Source organism: Luteibacter sp. OK325 (genome assembly GCF_003050935.1).
GTDB lineage: Bacteria > Pseudomonadota > Gammaproteobacteria > Xanthomonadales > Rhodanobacteraceae > Luteibacter.
In genome coordinates this window covers 44,676-60,135 of sequence record NZ_QAOX01000006.1, presented here as the reverse complement: position 1 = coordinate 60,135, position 15,460 = coordinate 44,676, and the positions used below count along the sequence as shown (strand labels likewise).

At 64.3% G+C, this 15,460-nt stretch carries 14 protein-coding genes; 8 read left to right on the top strand and 6 right to left on the bottom strand.

Annotation, left to right across the window (positions count from 1 at the left end; all coding sequences use genetic code 11):
* Positions 1–1,632: an OFA family MFS transporter gene (locus tag C8J98_RS13775; RefSeq protein ID WP_107913782.1), complete on the top strand. Its 1,632-nt coding sequence runs from the start codon at positions 1–3 to the stop codon at positions 1,630–1,632.
* A gap of 102 nt (positions 1,633–1,734) precedes the next feature.
* Here C8J98_RS13775 and C8J98_RS13770 read toward each other — a convergent pair whose 3' ends face one another.
* Complete coding sequence (locus C8J98_RS13770) at positions 1,735–2,694, bottom strand: beta-propeller fold lactonase family protein (RefSeq protein WP_158272710.1); 960 nt, start codon at positions 2,692–2,694, stop codon at positions 1,735–1,737.
* A gap of 380 nt (positions 2,695–3,074) precedes the next feature.
* On the opposite strand from C8J98_RS13770, the gene C8J98_RS13765 reads away from it, so the two are divergent.
* Together C8J98_RS13765 and C8J98_RS13760 are read left to right on the top strand one after the other, a co-directional pair.
* Positions 3,075–3,365 carry a hypothetical protein gene (locus tag C8J98_RS13765; RefSeq protein WP_107913780.1) on the top strand — a complete coding sequence of 97 codons (291 nt, stop codon included), beginning with the start codon at positions 3,075–3,077 and terminating at the stop codon, positions 3,363–3,365.
* Positions 3,366–3,369: 4 nt separating this feature from the next.
* Positions 3,370–5,193, top strand: coding sequence for a GGDEF domain-containing protein (locus tag C8J98_RS13760; RefSeq protein WP_107913779.1), 1,824 nt, complete (start codon positions 3,370–3,372; stop codon positions 5,191–5,193).
* A 223-nt stretch (positions 5,194–5,416) separates the two neighbouring features.
* Here C8J98_RS13760 and ykgO read toward each other — a convergent pair whose 3' ends face one another.
* The 4 genes from ykgO to C8J98_RS13740 form a co-directional block, all read right to left on the bottom strand.
* Positions 5,417–5,542 carry a type B 50S ribosomal protein L36 gene (gene ykgO, locus C8J98_RS13755; protein ID WP_029213509.1) on the bottom strand — a complete coding sequence of 42 codons (126 nt, stop codon included), beginning with the start codon at positions 5,540–5,542 and terminating at the stop codon, positions 5,417–5,419.
* An 88-nt stretch (positions 5,543–5,630) separates the two neighbouring features.
* The gene (locus C8J98_RS13750; protein WP_107913778.1) at positions 5,631–6,545 is read right to left on the bottom strand and encodes a LysR substrate-binding domain-containing protein; all 915 of its coding nucleotides are present in this window, start codon (positions 6,543–6,545) and stop codon (positions 5,631–5,633) included.
* A 351-nt stretch (positions 6,546–6,896) separates the two neighbouring features.
* Complete coding sequence (locus tag C8J98_RS13745; RefSeq protein WP_107913777.1) at positions 6,897–7,532, bottom strand: CoA transferase subunit B; 636 nt, start codon at positions 7,530–7,532, stop codon at positions 6,897–6,899.
* A gap of 2 nt (positions 7,533–7,534) precedes the next feature.
* Entirely contained in the window at positions 7,535–8,263 is a 729-nt protein-coding gene (locus C8J98_RS13740; protein ID WP_107913776.1) for a CoA transferase subunit A, read from the bottom strand.
* Positions 8,264–8,428: 165 nt separating this feature from the next.
* Here C8J98_RS13740 and gndA point away from each other — a divergent pair, with 165 nt between their 5' ends.
* Positions 8,429–9,844: an NADP-dependent phosphogluconate dehydrogenase gene (gndA, locus tag C8J98_RS13735; protein WP_107913775.1), complete on the top strand. Its 1,416-nt coding sequence runs from the start codon at positions 8,429–8,431 to the stop codon at positions 9,842–9,844.
* 251 nt (positions 9,845–10,095) lie between these two features.
* Positions 10,096–12,432 carry a type II secretion system secretin GspD gene (gene gspD, locus C8J98_RS13730; RefSeq protein WP_107913774.1) on the top strand — a complete coding sequence of 779 codons (2,337 nt, stop codon included), beginning with the start codon at positions 10,096–10,098 and terminating at the stop codon, positions 12,430–12,432.
* Positions 12,433–12,612: 180 nt separating this feature from the next.
* Here gspD and C8J98_RS13725 read toward each other — a convergent pair whose 3' ends face one another.
* On the bottom strand, positions 12,613–12,981 hold the full coding sequence (locus C8J98_RS13725; protein WP_107913773.1) for a hypothetical protein: 369 nt from the start codon (positions 12,979–12,981) through the stop codon (positions 12,613–12,615).
* Between the two features lie 169 nt (positions 12,982–13,150).
* Here C8J98_RS13725 and C8J98_RS13720 point away from each other — a divergent pair, with 169 nt between their 5' ends.
* The 3 genes from C8J98_RS13720 to C8J98_RS13710 are packed head-to-tail and all read left to right on the top strand — an operon-like array spanning position 13,151 to position 15,392.
* A complete protein-coding gene (locus tag C8J98_RS13720) occupies positions 13,151–13,879 on the top strand; it encodes an STN domain-containing protein (protein ID WP_107913772.1) in 729 nt (242 codons plus the stop codon).
* Between the two features lie 14 nt (positions 13,880–13,893).
* Positions 13,894–14,418: an RNA polymerase sigma factor gene (locus C8J98_RS13715; RefSeq protein ID WP_107913994.1), complete on the top strand. Its 525-nt coding sequence runs from the start codon at positions 13,894–13,896 to the stop codon at positions 14,416–14,418.
* A 5-nt stretch (positions 14,419–14,423) separates the two neighbouring features.
* Positions 14,424–15,392: a DUF4880 domain-containing protein gene (locus C8J98_RS13710; RefSeq protein ID WP_107913771.1), complete on the top strand. Its 969-nt coding sequence runs from the start codon at positions 14,424–14,426 to the stop codon at positions 15,390–15,392.
* Positions 15,393–15,460: the final 68 nt, after the last annotated feature.

The following is a 15,460-nucleotide window of genomic DNA, read 5'->3' as shown; positions in this document are numbered from 1 at the left end:
ATGGCGGGGAACGAGACGGCCGGCTTGCTGGCCCGGGAACGTACGATTGCGGGTCCGAAGTTCAACCGCTGGCTGGTGCCGCCCGCGGCCCTTGCCATCCACCTGTGTATCGGCATGGCCTACGGGTTCTCGGTGTTCTGGCTGCCGATGACCAAGCTGGTACCCGGGGCCGATGCCGCCGTCTGTGCCAGTCAGGGTTTCCTTGACCAGCTCACGACCACCACCTGTAACTGGACCGTTCCCTCGGTCAACCACATCTTTGAAACCTTTATCGCGATGCTTGGTCTCGCCGCGGCGATCTGGGGCGGCTGGCTCGAGCATGCGGGCCCGCGCAAGGCCGGCTTCATCGCGGCGTGCTGCTGGGGCGGCGGCCTGGTGCTCGGCGGCATCGGCGTCTCGATTCACCAGCTGTGGCTGGTCTACCTCGGCTGCGGATTGCTAGGCGGCGTAGGGCAGGGGCTGGGTTACATCACGCCCGTGTCGACGCTGATCAAATGGTTTCCCGACCGCCGTGGACTCGCCACGGGCTTCGCCATCATGGGTTATGGCGGCGGCGCGATGATCGGTGCGCCGATCGCCGTGAAGCTCATGGAGGTGTTCAAGAACGGCGAGATCCCGGGCGTGTCGACCACGCTCATTGTCATGGGCGTGATCTACTTCGTGGCGATGTCACTGGGCGCCTTCGGCTTCCGTGTCACCCCGAACGGCTGGAAGCCGGTGGGTTACCAGGTGGCCACGGCGGACCTGTCCAAGCGACCGATGATCAGCCACGGTCATGTGCATCTGGATCGCGCCTGGAAGACCCCGCAGTTCTGGCTGATCTGGGGCGTGCTGTGCATGAACGTGACCGCAGGTATCGGCGTGCTGTCCATGGCCAGTCCGATGCTGCAGGACGTGTTCGGTGCAGGGCTTCTCGGTGTCGACCCGGGTACGGCGCTCACCGCCGCGCAGAAGACCGCCATTGCCGCGGCCGCCGCGGGTCTGGTCGGCCTCATCAGTCTGTTCAATTCCGCCGGCCGCCTGGCCTGGGCCTCGGCGTCGGATTTCCTCGGCCGCCGGTTCACTTACTGTGTTTTCTTCATCCTCGGCATCATTCTGTACTGCCTGCTGCCGACGCTTGGCCATCTGGGCATGGCCGCCATGTTCGTCATCACTGTCTGCGTGATCCTGTCGATGTACGGCGGCGGCTTCGCCACCGTGCCTGCGTACCTGGCGGACATGTTCGGCACGCAGATGGTCGGCGCCATCCATGGCCGGCTGCTGACTGCCTGGTCGGTCGCCGGTGTGGTCGGTCCGGTCCTCATCGCCGGCATTCGTGAAGCGCAGCTCGGCGCCGGCGTGGCGAAGAACCTCGTTTACGATCGCACGCTGTACATCCTCGCCGGCCTGCTGCTGATCGGCCTGATCTGCAACCTGCTGGTCCGCCCGGTCGATCCGAAGTACCACATGACCGAGGAAGAGCTGAAGCGTGAGCGCTCGCTGCAGCATGAGGTGCAGGCTTCCGATGCCAGCCTCGCCGCCGCGGCGCGCGGGCCGTTCGGTGCGGTCGGTGTGTTGGCCTGGCTGGCAGTGGGTATTCCGTTCCTGATTGGTGTGTGGATTGCCTTGCAGAAGGCGGCGGCGCTGCTTTAGTTAGGGAGCTATCGGCACGCCTGGAAGTAAAACGGCCACCTCGAAGAGGTGGCCGTTTTCGTTCCTTCCTCACCATGGCCGCCTGGACAGGCGGCAGGTTCGTTATTCCGGCTGGGTAGCAACGGCGGCCGGGAAGTTGCCCACGTCGACCGTGGCGATCACCTTGTTAGTGAACGGATTGATCACGGAAACCGAGTGGGAGCCGGAGTTCGTGACATACACGCGGCCGAGCTTGCTGCTCACGGCCAGCGGACCGGGCGCAGAACCCACCGGCACCGTGGCGATGACGGCGCTGTTGAGCGGGTTGATCACCGATACGGTGGAGTCGGCGAGATTGGAAACATAGACCGGCAGGCCGATCGGGCTGGTCACCACCGCACCGGCACCGTTACCGGCGGCGATCGTGGACTTCACCTGGTTGGTGAACGCGTCGATGACGGAGACATTGTTGGAGCCGCCATTGGCGACGTAGACGCGAGCGCCCAGCGGACCCACGTCAATGCCGTTCGGCGCCGCACCGACCGGAACCGTGGCCACCACGGCCTTGGTAGCGGTGTCGACGACTGAGACCGTGTTGTCGCCAAAGTTGGACGTATACAGGAACTTGCCGGAGGGGCCGGTCGCCACATTGAACGGCAGGAAGCCGACATCCACCGAAGCAACGACCGTGTTCCTGGCCGAATCGATAACGGACACCGTGCTGTCGTTGGCGTTGGCGACGTAGACATTCCGTCCATCCGGGCTGACGGTCACGCCGAACGGGAAGCCGCCAACCGGCACCGACGCCACGACGGCGTTGGTGGCCGCCTTGATGACGGAGACGGTATTGTCGTTGCCATTGGTGACATACACCTCGGCACCGTTCGGGCTGACGGCGATACCCTGCGGGTTGCCGCCCACCGGAATCGTAGCCGTCACCCTGTTGTTGGTGGTGTCGATCACCGAGACCGTATTGTCGGCCTGGTTCACCACATAGGCATTCTTGTTGAATGCAGCAGCAGGCAGGGCCACGACCGCCATCAGGAGGGGAAGGGCGCAGCGCGTCATGTTCTTGTTCATCATGCGATACCTCAGTAGTTGATTTTCGGCGCAACATCGCGCCCGCCATGAAGCTATGTCGAGGGCGGCGGCCTTCGACATTTATCGACGATCGTTTTCAGCGCGCGGATGGCGTGTCTCCCCTGCCACCCGGTTCGGAGCCTGCCCACACCGCTACGTGCTGAGCGGAGTGACGGTATCGGAGCATCGTTACCGGGAGTTTCCCCGGGGGTTACGCCGGACATTGCAGGCCCGTGGCAGGGGCTTCAGCCAAACGATCCCAGCCGACTGGCCTACTTCAACCCCGGGACCCATACCGCTATCATCCACGGCACGGCGGCCTCAAGGGGAGGATTCGCCAGTTCGGGCCAGGGGTTGGTCCTCTGTGCTCACGGGATGAGTGGATGGGGAGCGTCATCGAATTTCTGGCGCGTCTTGGTCAAGACGCGTCGCTGCGCTACGCGTCCGCCGAGACGCTTGCCGCCCTCGTTAGCGAGGCAGGCATGGGTGAGGCTGTGACGGCACTTCAGGCCCAGGCGGAGCAGAACATCTACTTCATCGGCCAGATGCCTGGCCCCCAGCGGGAAAAGGAAGAGCCGGAAGAGGAAGAAGACGACGAGGACGAGGACGACGAGGAAGGCAAGAAATCGCCACGTCGTGGCCCCAAGCCGCCTGCTCCCGCTCTCCGGCACTGACCGCATGAATGTCGGCGTCCGCTTTGGCCTGATCCTCGCTCTGCTCGTTTTCACGAGCACGGCAACGATCACGCTGGCGGCGCCCAGGTTGTCGGGGCCGATGCCGTCCCCCGCTTCCGGGAACCATGCCGATCTTGGCGCGATGCTGGCTCAGGCCGACGCAATCAAGATCGTCGACCTCGGCCAGTTCACCCGGCTGCTCGACGAGATCGGCGCGAGGGAGACGGAACTCGACGGGGAGCAGAAGTCGCTGTTCCATTTCCTTCGCGGTTGGCGGGCCACCTGGGTGGGCGACTACGGGACGGGCAAGGCGGAGCTCGACGCGGTGGCGGACACATCGAGCAGCAACGTATTGCGCGCGCGCGCCACGGCGACGCTGATCAACCTGCTCGGTATCGGTCATCGCTACGAAGAGGCCTTCACGCGGCTGACCCAATTGCAAGACATGTTGCCCTCCATCCGCGACCGCAAGGCCCGCTTCCAGGCGCTCGGTGAAGCGTCGCAGATGCTTAGTACTGCGGGGCAGTTCGATCAGGCGGAGGCGTATGCGCAGCAGATGATGGACAACCCGCCGCCGGGCGAGACCATCTGCAAAGGGGCCCAACATCTCCTGCGTGCCCGCCGCGAAGGCGGCCGGTTGCACACACTCGATCCCATTTACCAGAACGCCATCGACTCCTGTGTCGGAAGCGGTGATGAAGTCTTCGCCGACGCCATGCGGTCCGACATCGCCGCATTCCACGTGGCCAATGGCCATCCGGACGAAGCGGTGAAGATCCTGGTGGCTAATCGCGACGCACTTCGCGCCTTGCATTACCCGACCACGCTTGCCGAGTTCGATGGGCTCCTTGCGCAGGCTTACCTCAAGCTGGGCGACTTGCCGAACGCCCGACGCTACGGCATTTCCGCACTCGCCGACTCTATCCAGGGCGAGTTCACCGATCCGCGGCGTGCAGCCTACGAAGTGCTTTACCAGGTCGAGGAACGCCTGGGTAATGCAACCGCGGCGCTCAGTTACCACGAGCAGTACATGGCCGCCGACAAGGCCTACCTTAACGACCTGAGCGCGCGCAGCCTGGCTTTCCAGATCGTCGACCAGCAGTTGGTGGCGCGCAAGGCCGAGGTCGAAGCGCTCAACAAGCAGAACGAGATCCTGCGCCTTAATGGCGTGCTCGACCGCAAGGAGGTCGAGACGGGACGTCTGTACATTTTCATCCTCGGCCTGTGCCTGCTCGCCATCGCATGGCTGGTGCTCTGGCTGCGTCGTTCACAGATGCGTTTCATGAAGCTCGCGCGTCGCGACGGCCTCACCGGCATCTGCAACCGCGAACATTTCGTGGAGCAGGCCGACCGCGTGCTCGCTTATGGCGCACGCTCCGACCGCGGCCTGTGCGTGATCCTGTTCGACCTGGATCACTTCAAGAATGTCAACGATACCTACGGCCACGCCGTGGGTGACGAAGTACTCAAGCGTGCCGTCGACGTCTGTCACCGCGCACTGCATGCCTGCGATGTGTTCGGCCGGCTCGGTGGCGAAGAGTTCGCGATCCTCCTGCCCGATTGCAGCCCCGCGCAGGCGCGAGCGCGCGCCGAACAATTGCGTCTGTCGATCTCGGCGACCTCGGCAACACAGGCGCGTCCCGAACTGGCGGTGACGGCGAGCTTCGGCGTCTCGTCCACGTTGCAGTGCGGCTTCGAGCTGCACCGGTTGCTCGTCGTGGCGGATGCGGCGCTTTATCGCGCGAAGCGGGCAGGGCGCAATTGCGTATTCATGGGCGACACGGGAGATATTCCGGATTCGCCGTATCTGACCGAGGCACGTGGGTAACGCCGTTGTAGGAGCCGGCTATGCCCCGGGCTCCTTGTGGGAGCCGGCTATATCGGGCTCCTTGTGGGAGCCGGCTATGCCGGCGATGGCATCGCGGTGAACTGGCTATCGCCGCTGAAGCGGCTCCCACATTGAGGTATGGGGCATACATCAGGCATAGGCATACTTCAGGCATAAAAAAAGGCCGCTTTCGCGGCCTTTTTTGCACTCATCGCGGCTGAAATCAGCGCTGACGAGCCTTGAAACGGGGGTTGCTCTTGCAGATCACGAACACTTTGCCGCGACGGCGAACGACTTTGCAGTCACGGTGACGCGACTTCGCGGACTTCAAAGAGGAAAGCACCTTCACGGCTAGCTCCTGAAACTTTAAGGACAAGGAAAAACGGAATTGTAGCGATCCGGTCGGCGTTACGCAAGCGCCGGGAAAGATTGACCTTTCAGGCGAGGCCAAGTGCGGTACGTGCCTCGCGCACCGTGCGAAGGAAGCTGTCGAGCACGGGAGACGTATTGTCCACGCGACTGGCCACCGCAAGCAACAGGTAGGCCTCGGGATCATCAACAGGTACGAAGGCCACGCCGTCCAGGTGGACGGCACGCAACGAGCCCGGCACTAGTGCCAGGCCCAGGCCAGCAGCCACCAGCGGCAGCAGGGACGGGATCTGCTGGGCTTCCTGGCGAACGTTGGGGCGGAACTTCGCCTTGTTCGCCAGCAGCATCAGCCGGTCGATCAGGGTCGCCGCGTGAGCGCGCGGCGGTGCCACGAAACGCTCGTTGGCAAGTTCCTCCATGCGCAGCGACTCGCGCCTGGCGAGGCGGTGGCGGGTGGGCAGGGCGATGACCAGGGGCTCGTGGTCGATCACCTCGACATTGAGCTGGCGGGCGTTGGCTACGCCTTCCGGGTGGGCACGGAGCAGGCCCACGTCGATCTGTCCGCTGAGAATGGCGTCGTACTGGGCCCCGGTGAGCATTTCCCCCAGGTGCAGGCTGACGCCAGGCGCCGCTTGTGTGAAGCGGAGCAAGGTTTCCGGCAGCGCGCGGTGGAATGATACGGAGACGGCATAGGCCAGCCTCAGCTGGCCGGTGAACCCGGCGGCCGCCTCGGTCACCACGGTTCGCGCGCTCTCCGCCCGCGCCAGGATAGCCTTGGCTTCGAGCAGGAAGAGCCGGCCTGGCTCGGTCAGGGCCACACGGCGGCGGTTGCGATCGAGAAGGCGCACGCCGAGATCCGCCTCGAGGGCGAGGATCTGCTGCGATAGCGGAGGCTGCGAGATATGCAGGCGCTGGGCGGCCTGGGTGAAGCTGAGGGTTTCCGCCACTTCCACGAAGTAGCGCAGCTGGCGCAGATCGAACATAGTCGATTTTCGTCTAAGTGAGTGGTGAAAGATATATTGGCCAGAATTTCCTAGGAAATCTATCATCCACCTCGACCTACCAATCAACCCTCCCCCTGGGTCGGTAGGTCCCTCGCCCCGCATCGACGCTAAACACCGGTATCTGGCCTACCTCCCCCCCCGAGGCCCATACCGAGGCGTCCTCTGCGGGGCGACTTTATTTCTGGGCCGGCAAAATTGTGGGAGCCGATTCATCGGCGATTGTGGGAGCCGATTCATCGGCGATCCCGCGGCAGCGGGCCAGGGTGCGGCGTTGTCGCCAGCACCCAATCGCCGATAAATCGGCTCCCACACGAGGCAAGAGCCGCAAAGTCAGAGCTTCGAGGTGAAAGCGCACTCGGTGCTGGCGCGTACGTGGCCTTCGTCGACGCCGGGGGCCAGCTCGATCAGTTCGAGGCCGTCGGGCGTGACATCGAACACGGCAAGGTCGGTGATGATGCGGTCGACCACGCCCTTGCCGGTGAGCGGCAGGCTGCATTCGGTGAGGATCTTCGGCGTGCCGTCTTTCGCGGTGTGTTCCATCACCACGACCACGCGCTTCACGCCGGCGACCAGGTCCATCGCGCCGCCCATGCCCTTGACCATCTTGCCGGGCACCATCCAGTTGGCGATGTCGCCTTCGGCGGTGACCTGCATGGCGCCGAGGATCGAGATGTCGATATGGCCACCGCGAATCATCGCGAAGGAGTCGGCGCTTGAAAAATACGATGCACCAGGACGGGCGGTGACGGTCTGCTTGCCGGCGTTGATGAGGTCAGCGTCCACTTCGTCTTCGCTCGGAAAAGGGCCGATGCCGAGCAGACCGTTTTCGGACTGCAGCCACACGTCCACGCCATCGGGGAGGAAATTGGCCACCAGCGTCGGCAGACCGATGCCGAGGTTCACGTAATCGCCGTTGCTCAATTCCAGGGCGGCGCGCTGCGCCATCTGATCGCGATTCCAGGCCATGGTCAGGCTCCCTGTGCGCGCACGGTGCGCTGTTCGATGCGCCTGGACGGCGCGGGATTGTGCACGATGCGATCGACGTAGATACCTGGCGTGTGGACCTGGTCCGGATCCAGCTCGCCGACTTCCACCATGATCTCGACTTCGGCGATGCAGACCTTGCCGGCCGTCGCCGCCATCGGATTGAAGTTGCGCGCGGTCTTGCGGTAAACGAGGTTGCCCGAAGGGTCGGCCTTCCACGCTTTCACCAGCGCCACGTCGGCCACGATCGAGCGCTCCATCACGTACATGTTGCCGTCGAACTCGCGGGTTTCCTTGCCCTCGGCCACCTGGGTGCCATAACCGGTGCGGGTAAAGAAGGCGGGGATGCCCGCGCCGCCGGCGCGCAGCTTCTCGGCCAGGGTGCCCTGCGGAGTGAACTCGACTTCGAGCTCGCCGGCGAGGAACTGGCGCTCGAACTCCTTGTTCTCGCCCACATAGGAGGACACCATCTTGCGGATCTGGCGTGTGGCCAGCAGCAGGCCGAGGCCGACGCCGTCGATACCGGCGTTGTTCGACACGGCGGTCAGGCCCTTGACCCCGGAGTCGCGCAGGGCCTCGATGAGAAGCTCGGGAATACCGCAGAGGCCGAAGCCGCCCACGGCGATGATCTGTCCGTCGGCCACGAGGCCGGCCAGGGCCTCCCGGGCGCTGGCGACACGTTTGTCGCGCGAATGCGACTTCACCTGGTTCATGCGTTGTCGAGTCCATCCGGGCGGTCCCGCCGCCGGTTCGCCCACCATCATAGCGGAGCGCCATCACGTCCCGTGGTACGTCGGAGGTTCACGCTGGTCCATGGTGCTGGGCAGCAAAGTTGGATACGACCCAGAAGTTGTGATTTCTCCAACCTGGAGGTTCCCGTGAGCAAGCAGAAGATTGGCGTGATTGGCATGGCCGTGATGGGCCGAAACCTGGCCTGGAATATTGAAAGCCGTGGGCACGCCGTTTCCATCTTCAATCGAAGTAAGGAGAAGACCGACGAGGTGATGTCCGAGAGCAAGGACAAGCAACTCGTCCCGACATACTCGCTGGAAGCATTCGTCGACTCGCTTGAGAAACCGCGCCGCATCCTGCTCATGGTGCAGGCCGGCAAGGGCACCGACGCCGTGATCGAGCAGCTTCGTCCCTTGCTGGACAAGGGCGACATCCTCATCGACGGCGGCAACACCTACTACAAGGACACCGTGCGCCGTGGCGAGGAACTGGCTAAAGACGGCTTGCACTTCATTGGCACCGGCGTGTCCGGTGGCGAGGAGGGTGCGCTGAAGGGTCCGTCGATCATGCCCGGTGGCCCGCGTGACGCTTATGACCTGGTTGCCCCGATCCTCACCGAGATTGCCGCGAAGGCGCCGGACGGCGAGCCCTGTGTCACCTATATCGGCCCCGGGGGCGCGGGCCATTATGTGAAAATGGTGCACAACGGCATCGAATACGGCGACATGCAGCTCATCGCCGAGAGCTACGCCGTGCTCAAGCACGTCCTCGGCCTGGACAACCAGGAACTGGCCGACGTCTATAGCGAATGGAACGAAGGCGAGCTGGACAGCTTCCTGATCGAGATCACCTCGAAGATTTTCGGCAAGAAGGACGACAAGAGCGGAAAGATGCTCGTCGACATGATTCTCGACCGGGCTGCGCAGAAGGGTACGGGCAAGTGGACGAGCCAGAGCGCACTGGACCTTGGCGTGCCGCTTACCCTGATCACCGAGTCGGTGTTCGCCCGCGGGCTGTCCTCCATGAAGGAAGAGCGCGTGGCGGCGAGCAAGCTGCTGGCGGGTCCGAAGGCCGGGAAGTTCTCTGGCGACCGTTCGGCCTTCAAGGAGTCGGTGCGCCGCGCCCTCTATATGAGCAAGCTCATTTCGTACGCCCAGGGTTTTGCCCAGCTGCGTGCGGCGTCGGACGAGAACGAGTGGAAGCTGGACTACGGCGCTATCGCGAAGATCTTCCGCGCCGGCTGCATCATCCGTGCGCGCTTTTTGCAGAAGATCACTGACGCCTATAAGCACGACGGCAACCTGAAAAACCTGCTTCTGGACCCGTATTTCCGCGATATCGTGCAGAACTACCAGACGGCGCTGCGCGAAGTGGTCGCCGAGGCCGTGCGGGTCGGTGTGCCGGTGCCCGGTTTTGCCGCCGCCATTTCTTACTACGACAGCTACCGGGCCGACACGCTGCCGGCCAATCTCATCCAGGCCCAGCGCGACTATTTCGGGGCGCATACCTTCGAGCGGGTGGACGAGAAGGGCAGCTTCCATGCCGAGTGGGCCGCGGAGTAGCCCGCGGCCCTTGTGTAGGAGCCGATTCATCGGCGAAAAACCGGTCGCGATAACCCGGCCCGCTGCCGCGGGATCGCCGATGAATCGGCTCCCACATCGCCGATGAGTCGGCTCCTACATCGGACTTGCGTCGCGGCTTCAGACGCAAGAACTAGCGCTGATAGGGAGCCTCCCTTTAGAGTTGGCGAAATCGAGAGGGCCGCCGCGTATGTGGCGGCCCTCTTGCGACCAACGAGGGAGTACGTTGTTTGATGTTGAGACGTAAGCTGACCGGCGCCGTGGCGCTCGCGGTGGCGCTGGCCGGATGCTCGACGCTGCCTCAGCCGCGCGACGACGGCGCGCTCCAGCGCGAAGCCATGGCCGGCACCGAAAAACCCGCACCCCGGTCGGTGGCGGTCCCCAGCACCAATCCGGCCACGCCGGGCGTGACTCCGCCGGAAGTCACCACCGGCACGGGCGAGTTCGTCAAGGCCGTGGGCCTGGCCAAGCCGACGCCGGTTGCCGAAGGCGCGGGCACGGTGACCTTCAATTTCGAGAACCAGCCGGTCGAGTCGGTGGTGAAGGCCATCCTCGGCGACCTGCTGCATGAAAACTATTCGATCGTGCCGGGCGTGCAGGGCAACGTGTCCTTTTCGACCTCGCAGCCGGTCACGGCCGAGCAGGCCCTGCCGATCCTCGAGACCCTGCTGTCGTGGACGGGCAATGCGCTCGTGCACAGCAATGGCCGCTACGTGGTCATGCCCGCGAAGGACGCCGTCGCCGGCAACCTCGTGCCGAGCATCGGCGCCTCCGCGCCGGCCGGCGGCCTGCAGGCACGCCTGTTTCCGCTGCACTTCATCTCGGCCACCGAGATGCAGAAGTTGATCAAGCCGTTCGCGCGCGCCGATGCGGTGCTCCTGGCCGACCCCACGCGCAACGTGATCGTGATGGCCGGCACACCGAGCGAACTGGAGAACTACCAGCGCACCGTGGCCACCTTCGACGTCGACTGGTTGCGCGGCATGTCCGTCGGTGTGTTCAGTCTGCAGCGCGCGGAGGTCAAGGACCTCACGCCCATGCTCGACAAGTTGTTTGGTGACAAGGGCAACACGCCGATGGCAGGCCTGCTGCGCTTCATCCCCATCGAGCGGACCAATTCGCTGGTGGTGATCAGCCCGCAGCCGGCTTACCTGGACGAAGTGCGCAGCTGGATCGACCGTATCGACCACGGCGGCGGCAACGAAGCCCAGCTCTACGTGTACGACGTGCGCAACGTGCAGGCCTCGGATCTGGCCGATTACCTTTCGGATATCTACGGCGGTGGCTCCAGCGGCGGTCGCTCGGGCGATCGCGGTGGCAAGGTCGGACCGGGCCTGAGCTCCGGCACGCTCGGTGGCGACAGCGATTCCAACCGCGGCGGCTCCGGTTTCGGCAACAGCTCGGGCACGTTCGGTAGCGGTTCGTCGTCGTCCTCGTCGTCCGGTGGCTACCTCAACACCACCAGCGGCAACGGCATCAACGGGTCTTCCTCCGGTATCGGCGGCAGCGGTTCGTCGTTCGGCGGCGGCTCACAGAGCGGTTTTGCCGGCAGCGGCTTCGGTGACGACGACAACTCGCACCGCTCGCATAGCGGTGGCATCACTACCGACGAAGGCGTGCGCATCACCTCGGTGGACTCGAACAACCAGCTGATGGTGCGTTGCCGTCCCGCGCAGTGGGCCGAGATCGAACAGGCCATCAAGCGCCTCGATGCGGTGCCGCTGCAGGTGCAGATCGAGACGCGCATCCTGGAAGTCGCGCTTACGGGCAACTATCAGTTCGGCGTGCAGTGGTACCTGGAAGGCCTGGTGGGATCGACCAACGGTCAGCCGACCCAGCCGGGCAACCAGCAGCAGTGGGCCCTGGGTAGTGGCGGTGCCTCATACAGCCCCGGCAAGGACAGCTTCTTCTATTCCTTCGTCAACAACGACATCTCCGTGGCGCTCCATGCAATGGAGACCAGCGGAAACACGAAGACCTTATCCGCCCCATCACTGGTGGTGCTTAACAACCAGAAGGCACACATCCAGATCGGCGACCAGATTCCGATTACGCAGACCTTCGTGAACACCGGCGCGAACACGGACAACACGATCGGCCAGGTGGAGTACAAGGACACCGGCGTGATCCTCAACGTTCGCCCGCGAGTGAATCCGGGTGGCCTGGTGTACCTCAACATCAACCAGGTAGTGAGCTCACCCGGTGCCAAGGACACGACCACAGGCAACTTCCCGATCCAGCAGCGCGAGGTGGCGACGCAGGTTGCGGTGCAAAGCGGGCAGACGGTGTTGCTCGGTGGTCTTATCAAACAGGATGAAGGCACGACGGATACGGGTATACCGGGTCTCAACCGCATTCCTGTCTTCGGTCGTCTGTTCGGCTCGACCAACCGCAGTCGCAACCGCACGGAGTTGATCGTGCTGATCACGCCGCGCGTCATCACCAATGGCGATGAGGCCAAGCAGGTCACCGACGAGTACCAGCGGAAGTTCGAATCGCTGCAGCCGTATCGCGATGCACCGAAGGCGCGTACTGCAGCGCCAGCTGTCACCGTACCCCTTCACCCCTAAATTGTAGGAGCCGATTCATCGGCGATCCCGCAGCAGCGGGCCAGTTTGTCGCGAGCACCCTATCGCCGCTGAAGCGGCTCCCACATGGGGCTGGTTTGCCGCGAGCACCCTATCGCCGATGAATCGGCTCCCACATGGGGCCAGTTTGCCGCGAGCACCCTATCGCCGCTGAAGCGGCTCCTACCGGGCGGGGGGAGTTGCTAGTGGGGTGGGGTAGGTGATCTTGGGGCGGTAGGGTTGGACCGAGGTGCCGAGGTTCGGGCCCATGCGGTGGCTGAGGCTGTTGGCGTTGTAGAGGCCGATGGTGTTCGAGGGGCGTTTGGTGATGTCGGCGTCGCCCGGCATGGGTACCGGCGACACATCGGTGGCGACGAGGTGGTTCAGGCAGGCATAAGACAAGGCAGCCGTACTCGCATCATCATGCTCGACGCACCCGGGCGTCGCCGACGCATGCACGCCGGGCAGGGTCACGACGCCTTTCGTCTCCTGCGCAAACGCGCCAGACGTTGCCACGGCCGTCAGTACGAACACCAGTTGCCGAATACGCATACATCATTCCCTGAGTCTTCGCTGCGTTGGATACCACGCGCGGCGGGCCCTGCGGAAGTGGCGTGGCCGTTGTCATGGTGGTGTCACGATTCCTGTCATGAAAACAGCGCGGTTGTGTCATTTTCCGCGCCTAGCCTTCCGACGAGACAAGTCCCCGTCCCGTACGCCCATGCGCGAAGGAATGACCGTGACACGCTGCGTTTTCGCGCTGGTCGCGTGCACCATCCTGTTCGCATCGCCGCCCCTCGCGGCGCAAATGCGTACTCCGGCGGAGGCATCACAGGGGTCGGCAGAAACGCATGCGCCAACGCGCTTCGACATCGACGCACAGCCGCTCGCGACCGCTCTTCGCGGTTACAGCGAAGCGACGGGTATTGCTGTCCTCTTCGATGACTCGCTCGTCGCCGGACGTTCGTCGCCCGGTATCCATGGCACGATCGATCCGCGCGACGCATTGCGTGTTCTGCTCGTGGGAACGGGCCTCAACGCCCATTTCGCCTCGATGAACGCCTTCACTGTCACTGCGGATCCGGCAACCCAAGCGGACGCGCCGATGGCGCCCGCGGCACAGGTGCATGACGATGTCCCGCCGCTCGACGAGCGCGGAGCCGCCGTGATCCAGGCGGCCATCGAAGCAGCACTCTGCGCGCACGTGGCGACGCGGCCGGGCAGCTTTCGCCTCGCCCTGCAGGTGTGGATCGACACGGCCGGCGCGATCACCGAGGTCTCTGCGCTGGCGCCCTCGGACGACCCTCGTCGCGACGCCCGCGTGGTCACGGCGCTGCGCGGTTTGCGTTTACCTGCGTCGACATACCGTTTCAGCCCTGTGACAGTTCTGCTAACCCCGTCGGCCCCTGGCGTCTATCGCTGCGCCGGATCGCGCGAGTGGGAGAGCTGACATTGGACACGTCGATGCTCGGGCTGTTCCTCGCCAACTACGAAGATTTCCGGCGCCGCCTGCGTCGTCGCCTGCGTTCGGACGATCTGGTCGACGACGTGCTGCAGGAAACCTATCTTCGCGTGGAGCGGCTCGACCCCGATGCCGAACGCGCCACGCATCCCACCGGGTATCTGTTCCGCATGGCGCTCAACATGGCAGCGGATCACCACCGTTCGTCGGGCCGGCTGCTCACCGGTGAAGAGGTGGACGACCTGATCCAGGGCGTCGACGATCACCTGGACCCGCCCACCGTGCTCTCCTCGCAGCAGGACATCGCCGCGCTGGGCCTGGCCCTGGACGCGCTCACCCGACGCCAGCGCGAGATCCTCATCGCGGCGCGTATCGACGAGCTGCCACAGGTGGAAATCGCCGCGCGTCATGGCATTTCCGTACGCATGGTGGGCAAGGAACTGAAGAAGGCACTTGAGACCTGTGCCACAAAAGTGGGAAGAAAATCGGTACAGCGGTTCGGTCCCGGTGCCGGAGATGCGTCTTGACCGGTATGGATACGACCAACCTCAAGGATAACGAGCGCCAGGCCCAGGCCTGGCTCGTGCATCTCACCTCGGGAACGGCCACCCGCGAGGATGGCGAAGCCTTCCGTCGCTGGTGTCTGTCGAGCGAGCAGCACGCGGAAGCTTTCGCACGAACGCGGCAGATGTGGCACGACCTCGGTCCGGCCATCGCCCGGCGTCAACAGTCCGTCCCGCGCGGCGGACGCACGGCGCCGAAGCACGCGATACGCATAAGTCGCCGCGCGTTCCTTGGCACCGCTATTACGGCCTCCGTCGCGGCCGTGGTCGTCGCCCGCTATGGCCTGGATATGGGCGGGCAACGGGGTACCGGTGCGACGCTGCGCACGGCCGTAGGCGAGCAGCGACATGTCGACGTGACCCAGGGCGTTGTCCTGGAAATGAATACCGCCACGGACATCGGCGTGCGTTCGTCGGGTAACGCCATCACCGGCGTCCGCCTGCGTACTGGCGAGGCCGTGGTGCGTATCGATCCGTCGCACACCGCACCCTTCGTCGTCGAACTGGAAGACGCGCGCGTGCTCTCCGGCCCGGGTGCGTCCTTCGCCGTGCGCTGTGTGGACGGGGTCTCCACGGTGACCTGCCTGGAAGGGCAGGCCGTGCTGGCGCGTGCTGCGACGAAGACCCTGGTCAAGCCCGCGCAACAACTTGCGTTCGGTGCCGATGGCCTCGGCGCCGCCGTTGCCGTGAACCCCGACACCGCGCTCGCATGGAGGCATCGCGTACTGATCTACGACAACCAGCCCCTTGCCGACGTCGTCACCGACATCAATCGCTATCGCCCCGGTCGCATCGTCATAACCGACCGCGCGCTCGGCGAGCGCCGCGTGCATGCGCGTTTCACCCTGGACCAGATGGCCGACGTGGCCAGCCTGATCGAAGACGCCTATGGCGCGCACGCGACCCACCTTCCGGGTGGTTGGGTGTTGTTGAGCTGACCGTCGCGCCGGGTCGGCATCGTTCGCCCCATGAATTTTTCGTGACAACGGTTCAGTGCCACCACTGC

Bases quoted from the DNA above. Each gene is read 5' to 3' on its own strand.
- C8J98_RS13750 (WP_107913778.1), bottom strand. From the start codon at position 6,545: ATGTTCGATCTGCGCCAGCTGCGCTACTTCGTGGAAGTGGCGGAAACC.
- C8J98_RS13765 (WP_107913780.1), top strand. From the start codon at position 3,075: ATGGGGAGCGTCATCGAATTTCTGGCGCGTCTTGGTCAAGACGCGTCG.
- C8J98_RS13775 (WP_107913782.1), top strand. From the start codon at position 1: ATGGCGGGGAACGAGACGGCCGGCTTGCTGGCCCGGGAACGTACGATT.
- C8J98_RS13745 (WP_107913777.1), bottom strand. From the start codon at position 7,532: ATGGCCTGGAATCGCGATCAGATGGCGCAGCGCGCCGCCCTGGAATTG.
- gspD (WP_107913774.1), top strand. From the start codon at position 10,096: ATGTTGAGACGTAAGCTGACCGGCGCCGTGGCGCTCGCGGTGGCGCTG.
- C8J98_RS13740 (WP_107913776.1), bottom strand. From the start codon at position 8,263: ATGAACCAGGTGAAGTCGCATTCGCGCGACAAACGTGTCGCCAGCGCC.
- C8J98_RS13770 (WP_158272710.1), bottom strand. From the start codon at position 2,694: ATGATGAACAAGAACATGACGCGCTGCGCCCTTCCCCTCCTGATGGCG.
- C8J98_RS13720 (WP_107913772.1), top strand. From the start codon at position 13,151: ATGCGCGAAGGAATGACCGTGACACGCTGCGTTTTCGCGCTGGTCGCG.
- C8J98_RS13715 (WP_107913994.1), top strand. From the start codon at position 13,894: ATGCTCGGGCTGTTCCTCGCCAACTACGAAGATTTCCGGCGCCGCCTG.
- C8J98_RS13760 (WP_107913779.1), top strand. From the start codon at position 3,370: ATGAATGTCGGCGTCCGCTTTGGCCTGATCCTCGCTCTGCTCGTTTTC.
- C8J98_RS13725 (WP_107913773.1), bottom strand. From the start codon at position 12,981: ATGCGTATTCGGCAACTGGTGTTCGTACTGACGGCCGTGGCAACGTCT.
- C8J98_RS13710 (WP_107913771.1), top strand. From the start codon at position 14,424: ATGGATACGACCAACCTCAAGGATAACGAGCGCCAGGCCCAGGCCTGG.